The sequence below is a fragment of the candidate division KSB1 bacterium genome, from assembly GCA_034521575.1.
In the GTDB taxonomy this organism is placed as follows: domain Bacteria; phylum Zhuqueibacterota; class Zhuqueibacteria; order Residuimicrobiales; family Krinioviventaceae; genus JAXHMJ01.
The window spans coordinates 274878-297933 of the sequence record JAXHMJ010000001.1 but is presented as its reverse complement, the minus strand read 5'-3'; the positions used below and the strand labels follow the sequence as shown (position 1 = coordinate 297933).

Here is a 23056-nt window from a genome sequence, read left to right as displayed (position 1 = left end):
CAATTTATATTTTATCCCGCCGATCACAAGTAGATTACTATTAGTCCAATCCCGGAAACACCTCTCTTAGTGTAAAATCAACCCAGAGCAGACCGCAGTCCTGGAAATGATGCTGAGCGATGGTATGGCCGATATCGGCGGGCGGATTCTGCAGCTGACGCCACCAGGGTCTGTCACTGGGATATCCGTATTGAAACCCCACTGGATTGGGTTTAAAATAATCCGCCCAGTACTCGACAAATTCCTGTATCATCGCGTCCATGCTTTCAAAAATCTGGCTGTCTGACACAAAAATCAAATCTCCGCGATACTCGGGCGGCATCCACAGGTAAGCGTTATGTTTGTTATGATCCAGGAACACCAGATTGGTGTCCGGCTGTCCCTCGGACGGAAATTCCAGTTTGCATCGGGTTTCTTGATGCATTCGTCCGACAATCCAGATGCCGCAGGGCGCGGAACCGTTGAAATGTTCTTGCATGCTGTTCATGACGGTTTCCCAGACCCGGGGAGCCGGAAACGGTTCGATACCATAGGAGGACGAGCGGGCGCCGGCATATTTGATATTATCAGGCGTGATCGTTTTATCAAGTGCATACTTTTTTCTGCCAATGTCAGCGCAGGACAATATGATTGTAAAGAAAAGCAAAACAACGAAAAACGATTTTCGTTTCATCAATAATTTCAAAAGCCTAACTCCTTTGTTTAATAATGTGTAATCGCAAAAATCTCTGCATGAATAATATTTCATACTGATATTTAACCATTTGTTTGACAAATATCAAGGGGAATTATAAAATTGCGGGTGTAAAGTTCAGCATCCGCGATGCTGCTGTGCAAGATCCAATAATCATGAAATAGCAATCATTTAATATTTTGATATTATCCGATATCTTTTACCGGATTCGCCGTTGCAGTTCGTGCCGTTTGTTTTGTTCGCTGTTCAAAGAAAATCAGCAACGAACAAGACGAACAAATAAACAAGCCCGGCATGTTTCATTTTTATCAGTTCCTGATAAAAATGAAACATGCAGCTCAGATCATTCACCAATACATGCCTGAATGTCAAAGATTGGTATTGCAAAAGTACCTACAATTCTAATAGTGGATTTTTAGAATTTCAGTTCGTGTCGTTCGTTTTGTTCGCTGCCCCGATATTCAGCAAGGAACGATACAAACAAAACATTGAATGATGAACAAAGAATAGCATCACAGGTAAAAAATTGAATGTCTTTTGCTTTATTGTGCCGCTCTCATTCACCGCCCTCTATTGTGCCGCGACCACTCGTTGCATAATTGGGGAATTGTACGACGAGGTCAGCATATAAAGTGCGGCATCTGCCATGCTGCCGTGCCGGGCAAAGCCGGGAAGCTCAGGTGTCCGTCAGAATCTGTGACCGATATATTCAGCGTCTGCCGCAACGCTCAACCGCCCCGGCGTGAACTCCGGGGCTGAGAAATGAAAGGGGGGCTCAAGCCCCCTATGCTTGTATTGCATTCCGTGCAAAAATTGAAATCCTGTTGATCCGTCCGATCCTGTCCAACGGCTCACTGCAACATCACAGTTTATCCGGATTGTTCCGGTTCAACAACAGTTCCCGCCAGAACCGCCCAATCACCTTTATAACCACCTTAATTTTATTCAGCACATTCCGGCTGTGCAGAAATGTCAGTCCGGCTTGCATGCTGTCGAGCATGCGCTCGCCATAGGGAAACCACCAGAATTTCTGACGCCGGAACTGCCGGTCGGCATTGATGTACTGAACGGACAACATTTCCTCAAATCCTTTTTTACCGTGCATCCAGCCGATGCCGCTTTGTTTCAATCCGGTCCAGGGCGCCTCCGGGAACCCGAATGACACGATACAGTCATTGATCATCACCGTGCCGGTTTCCAGTTGCATAGCCAGCGTCTCGCCTGCTTTGGGTTGTCGTGTCCAGACGGATGCGGTGAGTCCAAAGGGATTGTCATTGGCGAGCTGCACGGCTTTTTCCATATCCGTAACCGGCGTCACGGACACCAGCGGACCAAACACCTCATCGCCCCAGATGTTCGGCTGATCGGTTTCAGTAACCACCACGGTCGGCGCAAAATAGTGACCGTCCTGTTGCCGATGTTCTCCGCAGCGGATGATGCTCCCCCGCTCCTGTGCGGATTTCAGCATCATCTGCATCTTGCCGAATTCCTGTTTTAGGGCCAGCGGTCCCATATCCACCTCGGGATTCATGGGATCGCCCATGCGCAAGCGTTTTGTTTTCTCGACAAACCGTCGTACAAATGCGTCCGCCACGGATTGATGCACATAGATGCGCTCCACAGCGTTGCAGTTTTGTCCGGCATTCATAAACGCGCCCCACACCAGTCCGCTGGAAGCGGTCTCCAGATGCGCATCCGCACACACCAGCGTCGCGTCCTGTCCGCCCAGTTCCAGCACCACCGGAATCAAATTTTTGCTGCATTCGGACATCACGTGGCTGCCGATTCGGGTGCTGCCGGTGAAAAACAGCTTGTCTACCTGCGCATCAATGAGCGCCTGTCCGGCCTCCCCAGCCCCGTGCACGATCTGAAACACACCCTCGGGCAGACCGGCATCGCGGAACAGCCTGAGCAGCGTTTCATTGATCAGCGGTGTATGTTCGGAATGTTTGTGGACGACACAGTTGCCGGCCAGCAGCGCGGGCACAATGCAGCCCAGGGGAATGAGCAGCGGCCAGTTCCACGGTGAGATCACACCGATGACACCGAGCGGTTTTTTGATATCCAGACTGCGGCGGCGGGCGAAAAACAAATTGTGCAGCTGCAGCCGTTCCGGCTTTAACATTTTGGCGGCGTGTCCGGCGTAATAGCCGATCAGTTCCAGAGACGCCTGCACCTCCATCACCAGGGATTCGGTGATCGGCCGCCCCATCTCCGCGGTGATCAGTTCAGCAAACTCATCCCGGCGCTGCAACAGCAGTTGCCGACTCGCAGCCAGAATGGTTTGTCGTTGTCTGACGGATGTCTCCCGCCAGTCGGGACAATGTTGCCGGGCCATCTGTACGGCATTTACAACATCCTGTTCAGTAGAGCGGGTGACCGAACCGATGATTTCACCGGTTGCCGGATTGATCGAGTTCAGCTGTTTTGTGGTGGGCATAGCGGGTTCCTGTGTTGCGAATGTGTCGGTACCAGATGGCGTTCAGCCAAAATGATTTCAGTTTATTCAAAGGATAGCGAATATAAGCGTCAACAATCAAAGAAGGACGCACCAGGGGATTAAAGATCAGATAATGGACCATCATATCCCAGACAATGCGCTTGTGACTGGGCGGACAGCCGCGAATCCAGACCTTGCGGCCGCGCACAGGCAGCCGCGAGGTTTTGGCACAGTCGCCAATGAGCACAAAGCGTCCCGACTGCAGGTCCTTTTCCACCTTGCCGACAATGACGTTCAAGGCGGGCAGTTTTGCAAACAATTTCGGTTTGCGGTCTTTGATCATATAGATCCAGTCCAGGAAAATACCGTGACAACCGGCGGTGCAATACGGGGCGCCGCTGTGCACCGTCATGGGACTCTCGACCTGATCCACCGGCCGGAACCCCAGATCCAGTCCAGCTGTTATGGATTGCGCTTTTTTAACCGGATAATCACCGACAATCCGGACCTCATTTAGGGTTGCGGGACCATAACCGCGACGCGCCGCTTCCTGAATGTGTTCAATGCCGGCAGGATTCAGATTCAATAAACGGGCGCACACCAGATCATGCGCCACAGCATTGTCCGCCATCACAATCACACCCAGATGCGTGCCGTGCTGAGTCATCTGATTGCCGCCGTAGGCCATGCGGATGCCGTCGGTGACAATCAGATCGGGATTGGCGATTTCCAGCATATCCGCAATCTTGTGCGGCAGGTCATAATGATGCCGATGCAGGCGTTCCCGGCCGTCAAGAGTGCCGATGTTCAGTTTGAGAGCGCCGGAGAGTCCGTGCGACAGCACGTTGGATTTCAACTTGGGCATAAAAATGAGAACATCTCGTTCCGCCATTTCCCGGGCCACGGTCACGGTGTCATGCACCTGAGCGTTGTGCAGCGGCACATTCACTTTGGCAATGGCCTCCATGGCGCGCAGGCGCACGCCGTGCTTTTGTTTCAGTTTGTGATATCCGGCAGTTTTGAACATGGCAGAGGTGGTGATGCCGAGCCCTGATTTCTCCACAATGTCCAGTTTGCGGATCTGCGGATGATCGCGCCGCAGCAGGCCGAGCAGCGCGTCCACCACAGCCGGACGCGTATAGCCTTCCGTGGCCACAGCCGGATGCGCCATCACCAGATTGGGTTTGATGACCACATGGCCGGAAATGGACTGGTTGAATTGAATGGCGTCAAGACCGGTTTGAATGACATCTGCAATCTGCTGTGAATCATAGATTGAACAGGCGCCCAGATAGACATTGAACATGATTCATCCTTTCCTGAAAACACTCATAAAATAATATTTTGCCGCATAAAAGCAAGGTAAAACAGAGATGGGGAATGGAGAATTGTTATGGGTAAGGGGTGAATTTGAATTTATTATAAAGATGTTGTGCGTTGGTGCTTTGCTTATTTATATTATATTGAACATCTTTTATTTGTGTTCTAAAGTATTCGTAATCTTTGTCATCCATATGCCATATGGCTTTTACATTTTCAGGAAATTTTATTCCTTTAAAATCTTTATAATTGCTTAATTCTACTGACCATTTTGTTTTTTTATAACTCCCATCTTTTAGTGAATAAAATCTATCGTCAGTCGTAAATCTTATAAACTCATGATTACCGTTGAAATAAAAAATTCCAGAAACCACATTATCATTATCCCTATATTTTGCTTCAACTGAATTTTCATCAATGCTTTTCCACTTTATTTGTTCTCTTGTCGCAAAGCTTGGCATAAATAAAACTTCACTCAATAGTGTTGCCAGTGCTGATTTATCCATTTCCTTCCCTTTTGCATCAGCAACGGTAAACAATTTTAACAGTCTTATCAACATATTGCCTTTACCAGCTTGGTATTTATCTCTCCCCTCAAACGAGAATATCCCAATTATTTTACTTGAAATATATGCTAATCGAGTTGGATTATGAGTAAAATTGACTTGATAATACTTTATCTTTAGCCATTTCTTTTCTGGAGACATTTTAATAAATGAATTGCTGTAATCTATCTTGATGTTTTCTATTTTTTCTTTACCTATGTATCCACAATTTTTGAAATAATTTTGAATTTGCGCAGGTAAAGTAAAGAAATCATTCTCAGTATAGATTCCCCCTTTTTTAATAGGAGTATCATTTATTGTCTCACCAATTTCTGAGAGATATAATTTTTTAAGACTATTACAACTTGAAATCATAATCATTAAGCTTTTTAGTATTATTTTTAATTTTAAAATGGTAAATCTTTCTCATCTTCATTATCAGGCAAATCGGATTCTTTCTTGTTTTGCTCATTGCAATGATTATTAGAATCTTTTTCGCTATTCATTAACTCATAGTCTCCATTCAAATAGAAATCCAAATCAGTCGCATTTTTCTCGTAAAATTCATCTGCTGGAATGCCATCAATTACATAAATTCTACGGAATTTCATTCTTCCACCGACAAAGTAGGTCTCCTTTATAAATTCACATCCGTTTTTATCTCTATAAATCTTTTTCTTGCTTTTATTCATCACTTGTTCAAAATCCAAATTTAGTTGCACTACGGTTTTTGCATGCGGCACAACGGTGACGGTATGAAATCGTTGGAGATTGCAGCCTAATCTCCTGGCCAGTTACTCCAAACTTGATGTGTAGCAGGAATTTTAAATAACCACTTAAATCCCAATGTTTTATACCGCATGTTGTATGCTGGTGTTTATTTATGGAGCCTCACTGAATTAATATATCATACTCAATACTCTCTATATATTCAATATCATACTCAACCTCTTTCAGGTAATCTTTCCAATGAAAACCTTTAAAATCAGGCCACCTGTTCTCAGGATGTGTCATCATTACATAAGGCATTATTTGATATCTGGTTTTTGTTAGTTCCACAATTCTATTCCAATGCTGTAATGCTTTCTCCGCATGTTGAAGGGAGGTTTCTTTATCTCTTATATCCTTTGACAACATGTAAGTTTTTAAGGCAACTCCTGCATAAATCTTTTCTGCAAAATAATATCCAAGATAGCACCAGGTTTTAAGATCCTCAATTTCGGAATGGAATGTAGGATCATTACTCTGTTTTTCAAGACTGTCGATGATCCCTAATGATTTATCGCAGTTGCTTTTGGTTCTTTCTGCAAGCTCAATGGGGGTTATCATTTCCTTGTCTAGTGGAATATTTTCATGAACTTTTGTAACGTAATCCCCAATATTCATGTACCGTTTATCCAATGTTTCATGATCAATAAACTCCTGGAGAGAAATAAATGGTGATCTTCCATCTTCGATATCAGGTTGCCAGGGTGCTAAAAAGCCCTCGCTGTATAATGTTAAATCCCATGTGCCTTTATAAAATGTGGCAATATTCAAAGGAACCTTTGATGCCAGTGAATATGTTTTTAAGAAAGCTAGAGCATCAATAGCTGGATATCTTTTTTCAATCTCATTGGCAAGGGTACTATCTTTTTCATTTGGGTCAAAAAGTAATCGTCCCCAAAGGTGATAAAACAACCACTGTTTTTCAAAAGCATATTTCCATGTTTTTTGAGGATGAGGTTCAATATAAGAATAATCTTTTGCAGGAATGTAGCCCTCAGAACCGATGAAATATCCTTGAACATAATCGTGTTTATTAGTATTGATATGGTCTCTGATAAATTCAGGATCCCCCCAACAAAGTACAAAAAAATCTTCATTCCGTACCATCCAGGCTATAAAAAAATTCCCGGGATTTGGATCCCAAAATCCACTCATAATGGTACCATCGTCATTGGAATGGGTTAAAGAAAGATTGGGCGTTGAGTGCCCGTGCGACCAGTTAAACTTAATCTCAACGATGGTTTTTTCCGGTAAATCCGCATAATCAATCACTTCTCTCATTAATTTCGGATCACCTGATAAAACAGCTCTGTGAATGAACTTTACTTTTCTGTCTGCATTTTTTATTCCTTCAACAATGGTTTCTTTGATCCATTCTTCCCGTTCCTCCGGCGTCATTTTTTCATCGCCCCAATTTCCCATCCAGTCTGCCAGTGTCGTTCCAAATCCTGTCAGATCTTTATATTCATTTATCAATTGAGTTACCGATTCTCTGGTGTATTTTTTCACCAATTCTGAACGATCGAAATATTCTTTTGCTCCATAATTTTCGGCAAATTCGGGCGATACCACAATATTCCAATTAACAAGATATGTTTCGAGCCCCCTTTCTTTTGCCATTTTAAAAAGCGTTTTGTAAAAATCTTGCCATTTCGCAAGCTCCTCGTCATTAAATGGAGTGGCTTTGGGATAATTCTTTGCCCGAATCATGTATGGAAAAGGGTGGTTATTCCAGAGACTCACCGCATTAAACCTGTTTTTCACACACATATCTAAAAATGCTTCCCAAAATTTCAAGTCCTTGCAGGTTTCCAAGTGCACATCGTTTGTTGGACCCGGTCGGTATGGTGACCACGGAAGATTTATTTTTACCGCCCTAAACGCATTAGCAGGATTTATTTGTTTGGCCTCAACTTTAGAAATATCACAATCAGTTCCTGTTTGTTCTATCAAGTCGAATAACCCATATAAACATCCTCTTTCAGAGTTTCCAATAATATAAATTTGGCCCTCGTTTAAAATAATGTTATATCCGTCATCTTTATTTTCTGAGCGGTAACCTTCCAGTTTCGGGTTAAGCGAATCATTTTTAGTGATGATAATTATTCCCTGGTTTGCCTTGTCGAGTTCATTTTGTCGAACCACAAATCCTGACTCTTGAGCATGTTCTTCAAGTTTCGATACTCCGTACTTTAACACAGAAGAACCCTGGTTAAAACTGACGTGAATTGTTTTACTATTACCACATGAAAAGAATATTAACAATATGAATGCGCACAATAACTTTAATATATTTTGCATGTCCTCATCCATTATTCAATTACTATTGCGTCAAAATCCTGAAGATGATCTAATGTAAATTTAATGATTGTGTCACCCTCAAATTTTATTGTGTTGTCCGACTTTAAACCATATACTTTTTCAGGTTTTATATCCACTTTAAATTCAAAGTTGATATTATCTATTTCTAAAGGCTCAAAATAGCTGCGGCCATTGAACCCCGACAAGTTGATCAAATTAATGATGTATTTATTATAAGAATCTGTTGTATCGGAATTATACCTGAATTTATTAAATGTTATTTCAACTTGTGGAGGAGCATTGGTATTAAAATCCTGTGTGATTTCAGGATTAATATAGTCTATCACATCCAACAAGATATCTTTATGTGCAAAAAAACCATAGGTGTGATACATTCTTCCAATTTCCCATGGTATATAAACCATTTTTGATTTGTTCTTCTGATAAATACTAATACCAAACCACCCGGTGGGCACATGTCCTCCAATTCTTTCGGGCGGACCTTCTCTTCCTTTATCAAGCAAAGGCAGGTAAAGTTCACTTTCATCCGAGAATTTACATTTCATAAAATTACATTTAAGAAAACACTGATGCAATTTATCCTGCCTTTTAATAACAGCCTGATCTTTTAATTGCAGATAATATTTAAATGCATCAAAAGAAGATTCCTTAACTTTTGTACCAAATAATTCTTTTAATGCGCCAGGTGTATCCATCAATGCCTGATTAGTAGCAATAACATTTACACCATCATTCGTGAGCCTGGTAAGCGCCTCTATTTCCTTTTTATTGAAATTCCTGAGATGTCCAAGTATAATTATTTTATAGTTTTTAAGTTTTTTGTAGCTAACAGCAAAGTGTTTTTTAAGAATAAGATCGAATTGAATATGTTCCTCTTTGAGGTTTTGCTCAATTCCACGCATTTCTTCCATAACAGGCCCGCCTGGCCAGTAAGCCTCTTTTATAATGGCAATTTCTGCCATACTTTTATAGTCACCGTAATACTTTTCGTTCCTGGCGGCATAAGAATAAACCTTTTTAATTACATCAAAACCTCTTTCATCTTCGTAATCACGAAGGTCACCCATCAAACTAATATCAAGTCCAGAACCATGAGCCAAATTCTGATATAATCGATTTCGAATTCTTACGGGCGGTACAGCATGATATCTTGAACCAAATGTTATTTGTTGTATACTTGAACTGCTTGATATTTTATCATCAAAGGTTGATTCAACTGTATTAACATTTTCAGAGGCTATGTACGCGAAATAAGGCAGATGGTGAAGTTCACCCTGGGCTTCATGTCGCATTATGTCAACATAATCGTCATTATAAGTGCATAAAGCAATATTGGGTCTTTTCGACTTTAATAAATCATGTACCCTTTTTAGTAATTCGTTGGTTGTATGCTTTCTGAATTCATCATACTTTTGAAATACGGGATCATTCGGATCTTCAACTGTTGGTAGTTCCATTCCACCGGAATACTCTTTAAACCGTCTTTTATCGTTCGGGTTTTGATCAATACCATGATATACCCCATGATAATAATCCCATGTTTTGTAACCAAACATATTAATAAAAATACCATCAATCGGATAATTATCAAGTACTTCCTGAATAATTGCAAATGCATGTTTTTGCATGTATTCACCATTCACAGAGGTTACCAACATGTCGTAATTATCGACTCTTTCACCTTTAGGTGATATATAGAACCAATCGGGATGGTCTTTTAAAAAACTCTTATGTGCACGACTAAAGTCAAAACGAACAATAACTCTTATTCCATTTTCATGACATAAAGAAATTACCCGGCCCAGCATATCGCCTTTAACATGCGGGTTTTTATAATGAAAAAAAAGTTTTGTAGGATAAAAAGCCATTATCCCGCCTGCATTTATAAGCAAGGTATTTGCCGAAAACTTGATTAAATCCTTAACCAAAGAATCAGGATTCAAAGCTCCTTCGGGTGCAGGCAAGTTTGTTTGTATCAGTCGAAGGTTATTTTTTTCCCACCAAATTGAAGTATCTACGGTTGGATCAATTTTTTGAACGGCAGGAACCGCCGTATTTTTTGTTGATTGCTGACAAGAGAATAGTGCAATAACGCAGATACTTAATAGAATGTGTTTGATTTGAAATGATAATATGTTTTTATAATTTTTCATTTTTCGTTCCTTATTTCGATTTTTTTTACTATCAATTATAACCGTTTTATCAATACCACCCAATCCTGATCAGGTAAATTATTCTCAAATTCTGGTGGATTTCCCAATGAACGAATTCCGCCGCCATTTATTGATTTTATTGAGCCGATTTGCAATTCACTTCCGGTTAATGGGTTAAACCAGTGTACGCTAAAGCTGTTTTTGGAAATGCTTAAATCGAGCGTATAGGATTTAGAATTTGGCAAATAAATAGCATAAATCTCATCCTTCTTGCGCAAGCAATACGCTTCTTTTGAGTTAACCAAACCATGTTCGGGTTGCATTTCCCAATAGGGCAGGTATGTATCAAAAAATTCTTTAGCATAGTTTGTAATTTCCCAAAGACGGTTTCTTTGTCGCCAATCTTCCGAAGTTAAATCATTATGTGGATGCTTTGCTCCAAAATACCATTCAACACCAGCTCCTCCCGATAACAAGGTGCCCCAAAGGGCGTACCGTCTAAGTGTAGAATGATTAGGATCTTCAGCATCCGTCATGGCACCATCGTACCACATCCCAATTTCATCCATAGTAATCAGCCAGGGGTGACCAGCACTATCAGATTTTAACCTCCAGTTAGAGACTATCTCTGGTGCTGTTTCCCGTTCTGCATGTTGGAGAGAAATACCATCCAGATACTCAAAACCAAGCAAATTTGTTAAAATGTCCTTTCGTATACCCTCACTCGGTAAGGTATGTAATACGACCGGATGATTATACGGGTCGTGTTCTTTAATAAATTTTGCCATTGTCTTTCGTTGTTTATCATTCTGAGATGGCATATCTTTCGCCCAGGGTACCGGCCCATTCTCTTCACCCAGATTCCACACCAACCCCAAATGATGTCCAAACCTTGCAACAAGTTCCCGAAGGTATAATTGGCGAAAAGGTCCGGTATCTCCATTATCGAGCATGGTTTCATTTTCTGTTTCCTGTAACACCACATGCAATAAAATGCCTTTTGATTGCATATATTCAAATATAATTTCCCATTGATCTAATTTGCTCACATCAAATCGGGTAAAATCATCAGGACTCACATAAGGCCATGCATCTTTTCCATCGCCTAAAATATTTAAAGTCAAAAAGTAGGCTGAGTTCATTCCTTTTGACGCTAAATAATTGATAGCCCCGATCAATGATTTTCCTTTTCCGTTTTTCCAGGTAGGATCACCCGTTTTCCAATCATTTAAATGGGGCTCGTAAGCATGTATATTTTCTGGCGCAGCAGCTTCTCCTTCTCTGGCCTCAGCTTTGGTGCGATATGTACCATCAATATCAATGTAAGCCAATAGGTTTTCCGGACTATTTGTTCCGGCTTTAAGCCAATAATTATCGGTGCCCCTAAATTTAAAATATTCATGAGAGGCTTCTATTCGGCCGTGAGCCCGAAAATCATCACCGTCTTTATCTGATTTAATAACTATAAAGTTGCCTTTAGCATTCGAGACAGAAACTGTTTCTCCCATATTTAGATCATCGTTTAGGGCAATACGATCCCCTTTGCTTAGTTTTGCCGAGTATGACCATTTCCCTGTTTTGTCAGGAGTAAATCTCACTTGCCAAATGTTTCCTTTTTTAGCACTGGTTTCGGCTGCATCTCCATCAGCTGCATAAAAACCACGAATGCTTTGCTTAGTATCTTTGTTTTTAAATTCAACACTTAATCGATAGTTTAAAAATGGATTTTCTTGAGCCGCTTCAGATGTTTCGGGACCTTTGAAAGAAAGTGTGATGGTATGCCATTGCATAAATACTTTTGTGGTATCTAATATTTTAGATAGGGGCGCTACATCTCCTTTGGGTAATTCCAATCTTTCAACCGTTGTTAGTTCAGGTTCACCACCATGTCTTCCACAGCCTGATGCAGTGTATACATAGTTTCCAATAACGGCAAACCCGGTACCATGCCTGCCTTGATTTAGAGAAGGCCATTTACTCCATAGTTTTGTTTTGGCGTTATAGGCTTCTACTTCATTATGGGCATCCTCTTGTTCGGCGGTTTCGCCCCCGCCAATTATAATTGAATTGTTCCAGCCAAAAGCAAAATTTCCGGCTCTCATGGTTGGAATGGCTAAATTATTGGTTACTGCTTCCCATTTTTGAGTTTTGAAGTTGTATACATTACCGTGACTAACAGTTAAAGCCATATCTTGATCTGTTATTTTTGAAGTGGTTCGGCCGGCAAATGCATAAAGCTTATTGTCGACAACTACAGCTTGAAAATGATCACGTGCATTCGGCGCATCAGCCAATGTTTTCCATTCGCCAGTTTCGGGATTATATTCATCAAACCAAGGTTTATAACCATTCATATGGCCATTTGTAATACCACCAATTAAATAGACTTTATTATTATAAACCACTGCGCCAGCTCCACCTCTTCTTCGATGCTCAGGAATAGTGTCACCATATACATATTCATCACGTTCGGGATAATAAATAACAACCCTATCAACAGGCGTTTCGTTTGGCCATCCTCCGGTCATGGCACCAATCAAATAAATTGCATCGTTAAAAACTACTGGTTGAAAGTGATGTAACTCAATAGGCGTAGCCGATTTCTCTGTCCATGTATTTGTGGCAGGATCAAATACCGAAGTAGGATTAATTCTTCTCCCACCCATTAAATATAATTTGTCATTGTAAGCTACAAGACCTGCCTCATGGCGTGCTGTTGGTTTTCCTACCGTTGTGATAGTTTCCCATTGCCAATTGCCTGGTGTTGCGTTGTTACAACTTTCAATAAATAAAATACTGATGATAGAGAAAAAAACTAATGCTCTGAAAATGTGGTTCATAACTTGCTTCTCCTTCTTTGCTCTCATAATCGGCATTCCTTTCGCAATATGCATAGTCCTTGGCTACAAAAATGGGGCACACTTGCATACAACGGTTTGCGTATATGACTTGTGGCGGTTTTTAAAGCACTTTCTTGTCGGCTTGAAATAAACTTCCTTAAATGCTCAAAGCTTGAATTAACCACTTTCCCCGCCATGAGTTATATACGCTGTTGGCTGCTGTTATTTTCATTGTCTAGCAAGTAAATCAATTACTGTACCGATTAATATTGCCGTTATTGAAAAAGTTATCATGCCCAATATGTAAGCAGAAAACGCTTTAACATAATTGATAATCTTTCCTTTTCCATAAAATTGTCCAAGTCATATATATGAACCCAACAATCACTGCAACCTGTATTAGATTAAAATCTATCAGACTTTGAACGACACCAAAAGCCGCATAAATAAGCATTCCCATACCCATAACGAAACAAAAAAGTACTAGAATTTCAAATATGTTGACTTTGCGTTCTGAAAAAAAGTTTGACCCATCCTGCAATAAAGATAGCCATGATAATATTTGCATAGCCATAATTTCCTTGTATCCATTTGGATATTGAAAGAGTCGCTGAGTCTTTGTTGCCTGACAATTGTACGTAACCATCCTCAAAGTGAAAAATATTATTGAATATAGTATAAATAAGACGTTACTATTAAAAACAATACTGGTTTTACCAATCTATTTCTATCTTCATTTAAAAAGTCTTTTATGCTTTTCCCTGGGTTAGTGGATAGTTCGCGAACGGTAAATAAAAAACCTTTTTCAAAACTCAAGACAGAACAAAGTTCTTGAAGCAAATAATTTGCATCAATTCTTGTCATTGCTTTTGGATGACCTCAAAGTTAACAGTATTTTTGAGTTACCTCTGATTTGCATTTTTGACAGATTCCCGACATCATCTATTCCAAGTTTCGTTTTTTTAATTCATTTTTCAATGCTTCGTATTTCTTTGGTTTTTTCAAGAAAATATAAATTAAATACAATGGAATTAAGGTGAGAAAACCCCACGAGTTAGCAGCTACGCTGTAAATTATTATTCCAACCAAAAACCCAATAAAAAATGCGTCTATTATAGGTGAGGGTTTGCTGTTCTTTACTACTTCGAGCAATTCCTTATTGGATAATTGAGATAGTTCATTCTGGTTCATTTGTTCTGTATTTCGTTTATTTTTTCGAATTTAATTTACTTGCAAAGTCTTTTATAATAGCAGCCAACGTTCGAGCATAAACCCTGTAGCCGCTTCCACTGTCGTTTCATAAAAGTACGAAATTTTCATTTAACTTCATCACTATCCTATGAAACACCCGCGGCTATTGGGTTTGATGCTTTGTTGGCAATAGTTTTATATACCGAATTTCTGATATTTAATTCTCTATTCATGTTCATCATTTTAGAAGACATTTTATTCATTGTATATGCAACTGTAAGTTTATACTCAGGATCATGAAATACAAAACTTCCTCCCGCACCAAATCCACCAAAAGCTTTTATAGTTTTTGCAAAATCATGCTTTTTAGATGGTTTCATAAATCCAGCGTGGAATCTAAATGCATCCTGTTTAAAAACAATATCTTCCCATCCTTTTATTGGGGCTTCAGGATATTTCATCAAATATTCCAGTGTCTCTTTTTTTAAGTGTAAAGAATGATTCCCATCCGTTAATGAATCAATTAGAGAGGCTAATCCTCTTGCATTCCCAATGCCTCCACCAGCCCCCATCTCAAGTTGAAGTATCTCAGGTTTATTAAAGTTGGAATGATTACTAACAAACGGAGGATTTAACATTGATTTGAAAGAAAGTGACCAAGGCTTAAAGAATTCAAAAACAAACTTAAAAGGCATAGAAAATAGTCCTTTTAGCTTTGAGAAAGGTCTTAATGTGGCAATTTTTGACCAATTATAGTTATTTTCAACACCAATTCGGACTTCACCTTCAATATTTGGAAGTATTTCCTGTTCAATAAATTCTTTAAGAAATCTTTTCCGGGGTTCAATTCTTGAAAGTAATGAGCTAATATACCATCCTATGTTCCAAACATGATATCCTTGATAATGTCCAGGGTACCAAAATGGCTTTTGTTTAGCTATTACTTTGTCTAAAAACTTCCGGTTTTTTATTTTCTCGGAATTTAATTTTTCATCTATGGCCGAAAGTCCAGCTCTGTGTTGAAGTAATTGCTCAACAGTTATTTCTTTCTTGTTTTCCATCCCAAACTCAGGCCAATGTTCACAGACTTTACTGTTATAGTCAAATAATCCTCTGCTGTGGCAAATAGCTAAACAAGTTGAGGCTATAGCTTTTGTGGTTGAAAATATAGGTACAACAGTATTTTCATCCCATTCGTTGCCTTTTTTCAGATCTTTATATCCACCCCAAATATCTATCACCTTTTCATTGTTGTGATATATGCAAAGTGATGCACCTAACTCTCCAAATATTTCAAAGTTTTTTCTAAACGAGTCGGCTATTTCAGTATAATCTTTTTTTATGTATCCTTTTACCTTCATGTTCTCTTTAAATTATTGCCAACGTCTGTATATATTCTGTTGTTTTTATACCGCTGTATTGGAAATATAAGGAAAATTGTTTATATTTCCAATTAGCAAAAGTAAATTTATTCAGAGAATTCATCTTTTGGGTACCGAGTGTTATCAACTGCTTAAAAAAAAGGTAAAATCTCCATCATTTTTAAACCATTTCATCCGAATGACCGGATATATCGCAGATCTGTGCCTTGTTCAGGTAAAGGTATGGAAAATGATGAAATGGAATCAGGCGGCCAAAAATTTCCACCATTATATACCGCAAAAGTTATCGTACCTCCCGCACCCGATATAGTTGATTCCTGCTTCTGTACAATCCCACACGCTACCCCGCGTTTTAACTTTATTGTGAGGAACTTCAATGCCCCTCACAGAACCGGACTTGTGAATTTTCCACATCCGGCTCCTCAGTTTATCTCACCTTACACGTGACCCATAAAAGCTGTGCATGATTTTCGGTTCGGGCTACGGATAATGATCAAGATATTCTTTGAATCTCTTCCAGTTCATTTTCCGTTTCTGACTATGTCGGTTTAACCATTTCTTCACCATATTCAGGGTAAATCTGTAAAACCTGGCTATCCCTCTGTAGTTCTCACTCACTCCATAATACTGAAAATGTCCTCGTAATTTGGCTCTCAGTATCTTCCACCAGTCTTTCGTTGCTATCTAATTCCTGATAGATTTAAGCCACGCATTCATCTCCTTGCATTTGGCTGTATATTTCTTGCGACTGGTTTTGCGGCCTACCTTAAAATAGCCTCGCCTCGACCAGTCACAGTAGTGAGTAAATCCCAGAAAATCAAATGTATTGGCGCGGCGTTTCTGGCTCCTGGCGTTCTCCCGTTCAAACCGTCCAAAACTTATGTTCCGGCTCTTCGTCAAATGAATCTCCAGTCCATACTGGGTGAATCGGTTTTGTAAGCCCCGTTCTATACGGTGCGCTTCTTTTGCATACCGTACCACGCACACAAAATCATCCGCGTAACGGATCAAATCACAAAAACCGTTCATTCGCTTGCCCGGCTCGTCAAACTCAAACTCACCTCTAACGTTTGTCTTGATATTGGCTTCCAGGAAATGAAACCTTTAACCCAAAGCAATATGGAATATTTCGGGACTCGATACCTTCACCCTGTTAGATAACAGTATTCCAACAGGATTCACCTTATCAAATATAAATCTAACAGGGTGAACTTGCCTGTCTGGGTGCTGGCACGCACAGGCTAACGTTATGGCTGACAAACTGCCTTCAACATGGCTTCGTATGATTTGTTGCCGCCTCATACGCATGGTTCCGTGCTGGTGGTTAGCCTTTGCACGTTCCGGATTGTCCGGCTTGCTTATATTAGCTTCGCTTGGCGCACTCATATTGTTTCCAATTCATTTTTGGTCTTGAGTTATTCCAAACATGGCACAACGTTTACTGCTATGCAAAGTTGCCCGAAGCGCAGCGCAGGACAATTTGGGAGAGGGCGGTACTCCGCCCGAACCGCATAGCCGCTGTTATGTGAAGTGGCGTGCCTCTTCCAACGAAATACCCAGTGTGAAGACAGGACGTATTCACACTGGTAAAAAATCTCTTTATATTGCCAGGGCATTAATTGACATGACGACTGCTGCGATAAATGTTGTTACAGCAAAAATCAGCTTTAAATACTTTGGGTTTGTTTTAATTGCCAATTTGCCACCGAGAATACCAGCCAATATAGCAGCAATAGCCAAAGGAATAGCATATTCCGGCTCAAAGTGTCCACGCATAGTATGACCTATAAACCCCATGATTGCAGTAGCAGCAATCATGGCTGATGATGTCCCGACTGCGATATGCATAGGGACCCCACACAATAAAACCATTAGAGGAATCTTGAATGAACCGCATGATATTCCGACAGCCCCAGCCACCAAACCGGCGAATGCTGTAATAGGTATTGTATACCAAAGATTTACAACATACTTTTCACCATTGAAGTTTCTATGCCAATAACCAAACCGTTTATCCGTTTGAATAGGTCTTTCTTTAATTTTAACAAGCATAGAAAAGCCTGCCAAAACCAGGAATGCTGACAAAACTATTTTAAGAGTTACCCCGCTTATATAGCTGGAAAAGTAGCCTCCGACAAATGCCATTATATCAGTCGGCGGATCAATAACCAAAGCAAGTTTCCAATCGACCATTTTTTTCTTGTTAAAGACAAGCATCCCCGTTAATGCTGCAATCATAAGAATAAATTGACCCATAGTAGCGGCTTGATGCATTCCCAGTCCTGCAATAACAAGCAGTGGGACGTAGAAATTGCCTCCGCCTCTTCCAGACATGGTCATAATAAGGCCAATGGCAAAAACCGACAAACTAATTATTATTATCTTTGTCATTCTTTGCTCTTACCTTGTGTAATATGTTTCAGCAATTTACCGGGTTTAAAATCATCTACTAGTTCAGCGTAACCCCCTTCAAATATTCTTACATTTTCAAAGCCGAATGTTCGCAAATAAAAATAAATCATTGTTGAACGAACACCGGAAGAACAAAAAATACCAACAGTTTTGTCGCGAGGTATTTCTGATAAGCGATCCGGTATTTCATTAATGGGAATATGTAAAACCGGCATATGATGCACAAGGCTAAATGCAATTGTCTCTAATTCTTCTTTAGATCTTACATCCAGAAATAAAGAATTTTTTGAAGAAAGATGCATTGATGGAGTAATTTTATGTTTTCCGCTACCAAAAAAATCAAATGTCATTGATTTCAGTATTTCGTCTATCTTGTTCATTGTTGTTTTCCTAATATTTGTAGTGATAAAGTAAAGATTGATTAAAAATGATTAATCAGTCGCCTCTCCACCAACAGTAGCAAGTTTTTCTTATCTTCATTTCTATTCCTTTGACTTTAACCGTTCACGGATGCACGGTTTTCTATTACCTAAATTGAGCGGTTTTTAAAAAAATAAAAAACCTTTTGGGTTTATAATAGTTTGTTATTATTTTAGTTGTGTAACCAATAAAAAGAATAACAACAAAACCCAAAAGGTAGCCATAATATGCAGAAAAAAACCGATACAACGCAACCTAAAATATCAAAAATTGAGATCACAAAAGATAAAATTAGCGGTCGTGGTGGTCTGTTGTTTTTTCTTAGATATATTGACCAAATTCGATTCTATTCTCTATTTGAAAACGTTTTTAGCTTTTTAAAAGGCTCTTCTAAAGGACTGGGATACCGTCAGTTTGTCAAACAGCTTTTTGCTTGGTTTATTGATGGTACGGATATGTCAATCTGTTCTTTTGATCGTCGAAAAAACGATGAAGCCTATGCTGCCGTGCTCGAAAATCGCCCGGAACAAATGGCAACATCCCATCAAATCAAAAGGATGTTTCGCAAGTTCAGTTTTGTTGGGCAAATGATATTTCGGTCTCTTTTGTTGGAGATGTTTATTTGGCGACTTATTATTGAACAACCCAAAGAAGTTATTCTTTTTGGTGACAGCGTAGTTTTCGACAATGACGGCGCTAAAAAGCGTGAAGGCTCAAATGTGACCTATAAAAATAAAAAAGGATTCCAGCCTATGCAAATTAGTTGGGGGCCTTATGTTGTTGATGCGCTGTTCCGAGCCGGAGATGTTCATTGTAATCATGGCAGCGACTTTATAAAGTCAGTGGGGCGTCTGGTCAAAGCTATTCGACGTCGCTATAAAGATGTTCCAATCATTCTGCTAACAGACAGTGGTTTTATGGATGACCAGAACTTTCGGTTCTTTGAACAACGCCTTGGTATTCATTATGTTTGTGCCGGGAAAATATATAACGATATTAAACAATATGTTAACAATCTTAGTTATGATGCTTTTCGTTCTTATAGACAGACATGGACTTTTGTCGAATTTGCTAATCGCCTCAAATCATGGAAGACATTTCGCCGTTGTATTTTTACCTCTTAGAAAGCTGAGGAAAATGGTCAACTCTTATTTGATTTTGCACAACCGGATTCAGTAATCTATACCAATATAGGCCGAAACAGTGAGCTTGGATGAAAAACTAATCAATGCTGGTAGTGGCAATTATCTCAAGGCCGAAAAGATTATCGAGTTAAACCACAGTCGAGGTAGAGCTGAATTAGTACACCGATCACAGAAAGAATTTGCTGGAAGAGAACAGTTACCATTTAAGCGTTTCGGTATGAATAGAGTTTTTTACTATTTGATGATCATCAGCCATTTTCTTTTTGAAGCATATAAAAGGGACATCCCCTGTGAAGCAGTACCAGTTACCGCTTACCCCAATACCTTTCGTCGGATCATGATTGATTTTGCAGCCAAAATTGTGACAACAGGCGGAAAAATTATACTAAGGGTAACACAGACAGTCTATGATTCCCTGAAGATTTTAAAATTATGGTCATTCATTGAGGAGTATGAACCCGCATTTGTGACGTAAAACATAATAAAAATTAATCGTATTAAAGAGCTAAACAATGGGAGAAGTATGCCGTTACACTGATAATTCTCTGACTTTAATGCAAAATCAGTTCAAAAAGCAAGGTTGATTGCGTAATAAGAAGTTATTTCAGATGAAAACAAATAGAAAAAGACGGCACCGGCAACATTTTGCGCCGTTTTTATTTGGTGCCCTTATAAATCGATCAATTTAGGTATTAGTTATCGGCACGCTATTTCACACAACGGTTGAGTGTATGTGCCGTAAGGGATTGCGGGCTACTTGCCTGTCCACCGATACGAAGGCTTGAGCAGGCTACAACGCTGGAATACCCTCTGAAACCCGCATGCACTATACCATGTGTTGTGCCGTCGTGCATTTTTTTTAATTATGTGTTTTTAATTCTTTACCGCATTTAAATCCATCGCCAAGTTTTTCTCCAATTGACCAATATTCTCTTATAGTTGAACAATAAATCAAAGGGTTAAGCATTTTAATGTCAACTTTTTTATCGTCAATGAATTTATCGTTATCGATATGAGTTTCAAGTATCTCACCAATTATCATTGTATAATTTCCAATATTGAATCAGGTTTTCCCAATTCTCGTTTTGGTAATTCTGTATTGCAATCCACCTGTCATTATTGCCATTGGTAGCGTAGTTTGGAAATTTAAATGGACTGGCTTGATATTGTAAATGAATAATCCGATGTGTATTATTTGAAACAGAATCAACCATATGACCAAGTATCTGCTTTATTGTCCGGTTCTGACTATTTCGTTTATTCATAATCGTATCTTTAGGTAATTCCGTCAGTTTTGATTCCCAGGTTTTTATTCCTTGTCAAATTCCGTTTGTAATACTTGAAAAGTCCATAATTATCAATTTAGTTTATCGTTTAGCAGGGTGTTTTTTTGCATGCGGCACAACGTTCCGCAAATATGATTAGTTGCGGAATGCGGGGCACTTTCCTGTCGAGATGCACCGAGGTTTGTGCGGGTGATAATGTTGATTATCAGCACTGAAACCGCAATTAATTATATTTTGCTGTTATGTTATGCCCAGTATTTATCTATTTCAATTTCTCAATATCATATTCGATATTTTAATGTCAGGATGATGATATCCTGTTGGGGATTTATCAACTGAAACAATTCCTCCTGTTATTGCCTCTTGTGGGCACCAATTGATACAAGCCAAGCAAGATTCGCAAAGGTTTTGCCAAACTGGTCTACCCTCAATTATCTGGATATCATTTGCAGGACATATATTTGCACAAATTCCACATCCATTACAATTACTATTTACTTTAAAACTTTTGTCGGAATATTTTACCGCTTCTTCATAAGACAAATAATTGTCGTTGGCTAAATTACGATAAAGAGATAATGTTTTTTTCTTACCATTTGATAAGAATGGGGTCATAATTAAGTTCAAAAAAGCTGGATTTTCATATCTCCCTTTTTTTTTGCTCTTAACATATTGAGATATAGCTTTTCTTTTCTTTGCCCAATTATTAAAAATCTTTTCTTGTTTTCTCGTAGAAACTGGACTAGAATTATCTGGCATGATTACGGTAAAACCGGCAGATAATTTTCCGCCTTTTTCTATTAATATTTTATCAAAATTAGTTATAGTCGTATGGGACCAACCTAAACAGGTACAAATAACAAAAATATATTTTGAATTAATTTTTTCTAGTTTCTCTGCAAACTTTTTAACCATCACAGGCATCCCTTGAACAACTGCATTATAAACGGGAAAAACAATTCCAATTATATCGAACTCAGGAATAACGATATCCTCTTCAATTACATTAGCAATAGGTATCTTGACTCCATTTAGTTCTTTTGCAATATCCCTTGCAACAACATATGAATTACCTGTCCCTGAGAAATAATATATTACAGTATTCATTTATTTAGTTTTGTTTAAAAATTATTTTAATCATTTTGAATTGTTCCTTTGTAGTGTCCTGTTAATATTGGGCATAACGGTTGGCAATAAGAAACGCAGGGCATTTCAAAGCCCCTACCTGTCAAGTTACCAAGCCGTTTATTAATTGTTATATCGTTCAAATTTAGTACTTTACGCCCTATTTTTTTATTGCGTGTTGTGCGTTCGTGCTTTTTTTTGTTTGAAACTTTATCAGTTTATATCTACTTACAAATCCGCTTTTTTCAATAGTTTTCTGTGATGCCAAATTTTCTATTGCACATCCACAACTCGGTTTCATATTGTTATTTATTGCAAACTCTCTCAGGTTTAATAAAATCTGAGAACCAAAGTATTTTCCTCTTTTTAAAGGATTAACCCAAACACCCAAATCACAGAAATTCCAATCCAAATGTGTCCGAATTACCATTCCACATCCAATTAACTCATCATTTTTATTAAATGTAAAAACACTCTCATTTTTTATAAAATCAGTTAATTGCTGTTCTGTCTCAAAAAGTTCCTTTATTGAATCGTCTTGTATTAGCAATAATCCGACTGATGAAAGGTTTACTTTTTCCATTTTTATTTCCAAATCCTTTTTAATTGTCGGCTCAATATAATCACGATACATTGCTCCAAGAACTGAATAGTAAAAAGAACATAATAAACAATTGCTTAGCAATAGAGAATCAAATGACTTGCAATATATATCTGTAATTGATAAATCCTTTAAAACCTGACCAAAGAATTCTTTGCTCTCTGTGATAAATTTGTCAATCAAATAAAACTCTATCAGAATACCATCATTATTTTTAATTGCATAACCAATCTCTTCATTATTAACCTGAAGAAGATAATAATCAGAATTATTTATCATTATCTCTATGAATAATTCCTGAAATTCAGGTAATGAATTCAAATAATCTGTCCGATATTTTTTGATTCTATCAATTGTTGTTTTTTCAATTATCATAATTTGAAAAAGTTACTGTTTGCGGTCTCCCAGCATG

Annotated in this window: 18 protein-coding genes; 2 read left to right on the top strand and 16 right to left on the bottom strand. The window is 39.0% G+C overall.

From position 1 onward, the window contains the following. Positions 1 to 40 precede the first annotated feature (40 nt). The 13 genes from U5R06_01350 to U5R06_01290 form a co-directional block, all read right to left on the bottom strand. Positions 41 to 685, bottom strand: a complete 645-nt coding sequence (locus U5R06_01350) for a hypothetical protein (protein MDZ7721485.1) — start codon at positions 683 to 685, stop codon at positions 41 to 43. Between the two features lie 871 nt (positions 686 to 1556). Continuing rightward, positions 1557 to 3134 (bottom strand): aldehyde dehydrogenase family protein, encoded by a 1578-nt coding sequence (locus tag U5R06_01345; protein ID MDZ7721484.1) that lies wholly within the window; start codon positions 3132 to 3134, stop codon positions 1557 to 1559. Then, positions 3088 to 4440 carry a DUF362 domain-containing protein gene (locus U5R06_01340; GenBank protein ID MDZ7721483.1) on the bottom strand — a complete coding sequence of 451 codons (1353 nt, stop codon included), beginning with the start codon at positions 4438 to 4440 and terminating at the stop codon, positions 3088 to 3090. The genes U5R06_01345 and U5R06_01340 overlap by 47 nt, the downstream gene beginning before the upstream one ends. Positions 4441 to 4525: 85 nt before the next feature. Beyond that, positions 4526 to 5374: a DUF6544 family protein gene (locus tag U5R06_01335; protein ID MDZ7721482.1), complete on the bottom strand. Its 849-nt coding sequence runs from the start codon at positions 5372 to 5374 to the stop codon at positions 4526 to 4528. 32 nt (positions 5375 to 5406) lie between these two features. Next, positions 5407 to 5709, bottom strand: coding sequence for a hypothetical protein (locus tag U5R06_01330; GenBank protein ID MDZ7721481.1), 303 nt, complete (start codon positions 5707 to 5709; stop codon positions 5407 to 5409). A gap of 181 nt (positions 5710 to 5890) precedes the next feature. After that, positions 5891 to 7966, bottom strand: a complete 2076-nt coding sequence (locus U5R06_01325; GenBank protein ID MDZ7721480.1) for a hypothetical protein — start codon at positions 7964 to 7966, stop codon at positions 5891 to 5893. A 113-nt stretch (positions 7967 to 8079) separates the two neighbouring features. After that, positions 8080 to 10242, bottom strand: a complete 2163-nt coding sequence (locus tag U5R06_01320) for a family 10 glycosylhydrolase (protein MDZ7721479.1) — start codon at positions 10240 to 10242, stop codon at positions 8080 to 8082. A gap of 35 nt (positions 10243 to 10277) precedes the next feature. Continuing rightward, positions 10278 to 13109 (bottom strand): DUF5060 domain-containing protein, encoded by a 2832-nt coding sequence (locus U5R06_01315; GenBank protein MDZ7721478.1) that lies wholly within the window; start codon positions 13107 to 13109, stop codon positions 10278 to 10280. 292 nt (positions 13110 to 13401) lie between these two features. Beyond that, positions 13402 to 13656 carry a hypothetical protein gene (locus U5R06_01310; GenBank protein MDZ7721477.1) on the bottom strand — a complete coding sequence of 85 codons (255 nt, stop codon included), beginning with the start codon at positions 13654 to 13656 and terminating at the stop codon, positions 13402 to 13404. A 763-nt stretch (positions 13657 to 14419) separates the two neighbouring features. After that, positions 14420 to 15634 carry a serine hydrolase domain-containing protein gene (locus U5R06_01305; protein MDZ7721476.1) on the bottom strand — a complete coding sequence of 405 codons (1215 nt, stop codon included), beginning with the start codon at positions 15632 to 15634 and terminating at the stop codon, positions 14420 to 14422. 705 nt (positions 15635 to 16339) lie between these two features. Continuing rightward, positions 16340 to 16684, bottom strand: coding sequence for a reverse transcriptase domain-containing protein (locus tag U5R06_01300; protein ID MDZ7721475.1), 345 nt, complete (start codon positions 16682 to 16684; stop codon positions 16340 to 16342). A gap of 570 nt (positions 16685 to 17254) precedes the next feature. Next, entirely contained in the window at positions 17255 to 18046 is a 792-nt protein-coding gene (locus U5R06_01295) for a sulfite exporter TauE/SafE family protein (protein ID MDZ7721474.1), read from the bottom strand. After that, a complete protein-coding gene (locus U5R06_01290) occupies positions 18043 to 18447 on the bottom strand; it encodes a rhodanese-like domain-containing protein (GenBank protein ID MDZ7721473.1) in 405 nt (134 codons plus the stop codon). The genes U5R06_01295 and U5R06_01290 overlap by 4 nt, the downstream gene beginning before the upstream one ends. Positions 18448 to 18714: 267 nt before the next feature. On the opposite strand from U5R06_01290, the gene U5R06_01285 reads away from it, so the two are divergent. Both U5R06_01285 and U5R06_01280 read left to right on the top strand, forming a co-directional pair. Further along, positions 18715 to 19611: a transposase gene (locus U5R06_01285; protein ID MDZ7721472.1), complete on the top strand. Its 897-nt coding sequence runs from the start codon at positions 18715 to 18717 to the stop codon at positions 19609 to 19611. Positions 19612 to 19696: 85 nt separating this feature from the next. Then, on the top strand, positions 19697 to 20107 hold the full coding sequence (locus U5R06_01280; protein MDZ7721471.1) for a hypothetical protein: 411 nt from the start codon (positions 19697 to 19699) through the stop codon (positions 20105 to 20107). A gap of 384 nt (positions 20108 to 20491) precedes the next feature. Here the strand turns inward: U5R06_01280 and U5R06_01275 are convergent, their stop codons facing one another. The 3 genes from U5R06_01275 to U5R06_01265 form a co-directional block, all read right to left on the bottom strand. Further along, complete coding sequence (locus U5R06_01275; GenBank protein MDZ7721470.1) at positions 20492 to 20674, bottom strand: hypothetical protein; 183 nt, start codon at positions 20672 to 20674, stop codon at positions 20492 to 20494. A 511-nt stretch (positions 20675 to 21185) separates the two neighbouring features. After that, the gene (locus tag U5R06_01270; GenBank protein MDZ7721469.1) at positions 21186 to 22025 is read right to left on the bottom strand and encodes an EFR1 family ferrodoxin; all 840 of its coding nucleotides are present in this window, start codon (positions 22023 to 22025) and stop codon (positions 21186 to 21188) included. Positions 22026 to 22203: 178 nt separating this feature from the next. Then, complete coding sequence (locus tag U5R06_01265; protein ID MDZ7721468.1) at positions 22204 to 23019, bottom strand: GNAT family N-acetyltransferase; 816 nt, start codon at positions 23017 to 23019, stop codon at positions 22204 to 22206. Positions 23020 to 23056: the final 37 nt, after the last annotated feature.

What these genes read in the sequence shown, in the direction of transcription:
- U5R06_01335 (MDZ7721482.1), bottom strand. Translation starts at nt 5,374, where the DNA reads ATGATTTCAAGTTGTAATAGTCTTAAAAAATTATATCTCTCAGAAATT.
- U5R06_01300 (MDZ7721475.1), bottom strand. Translation starts at nt 16,684, where the DNA reads ATGAACGGTTTTTGTGATTTGATCCGTTACGCGGATGATTTTGTGTGC.
- U5R06_01295 (MDZ7721474.1), bottom strand. Translation starts at nt 18,046, where the DNA reads ATGACAAAGATAATAATAATTAGTTTGTCGGTTTTTGCCATTGGCCTT.
- U5R06_01315 (MDZ7721478.1), bottom strand. Translation starts at nt 13,109, where the DNA reads ATGAGAGCAAAGAAGGAGAAGCAAGTTATGAACCACATTTTCAGAGCA.
- U5R06_01305 (MDZ7721476.1), bottom strand. Translation starts at nt 15,634, where the DNA reads ATGAAGGTAAAAGGATACATAAAAAAAGATTATACTGAAATAGCCGAC.
- U5R06_01275 (MDZ7721470.1), bottom strand. Translation starts at nt 20,674, where the DNA reads ATGATAATTGGTGAGATACTTGAAACTCATATCGATAACGATAAATTC.
- U5R06_01345 (MDZ7721484.1), bottom strand. Translation starts at nt 3,134, where the DNA reads ATGCCCACCACAAAACAGCTGAACTCGATCAATCCGGCAACCGGTGAA.
- U5R06_01340 (MDZ7721483.1), bottom strand. Translation starts at nt 4,440, where the DNA reads ATGTTCAATGTCTATCTGGGCGCCTGTTCAATCTATGATTCACAGCAG.
- U5R06_01320 (MDZ7721479.1), bottom strand. Translation starts at nt 10,242, where the DNA reads ATGAAAAATTATAAAAACATATTATCATTTCAAATCAAACACATTCTA.
- U5R06_01290 (MDZ7721473.1), bottom strand. Translation starts at nt 18,447, where the DNA reads ATGAACAAGATAGACGAAATACTGAAATCAATGACATTTGATTTTTTT.
- U5R06_01285 (MDZ7721472.1), top strand. Translation starts at nt 18,715, where the DNA reads ATGCAGAAAAAAACCGATACAACGCAACCTAAAATATCAAAAATTGAG.
- U5R06_01270 (MDZ7721469.1), bottom strand. Translation starts at nt 22,025, where the DNA reads ATGAATACTGTAATATATTATTTCTCAGGGACAGGTAATTCATATGTT.
- U5R06_01310 (MDZ7721477.1), bottom strand. Translation starts at nt 13,656, where the DNA reads ATGGCTATGCAAATATTATCATGGCTATCTTTATTGCAGGATGGGTCA.
- U5R06_01265 (MDZ7721468.1), bottom strand. Translation starts at nt 23,019, where the DNA reads ATGATAATTGAAAAAACAACAATTGATAGAATCAAAAAATATCGGACA.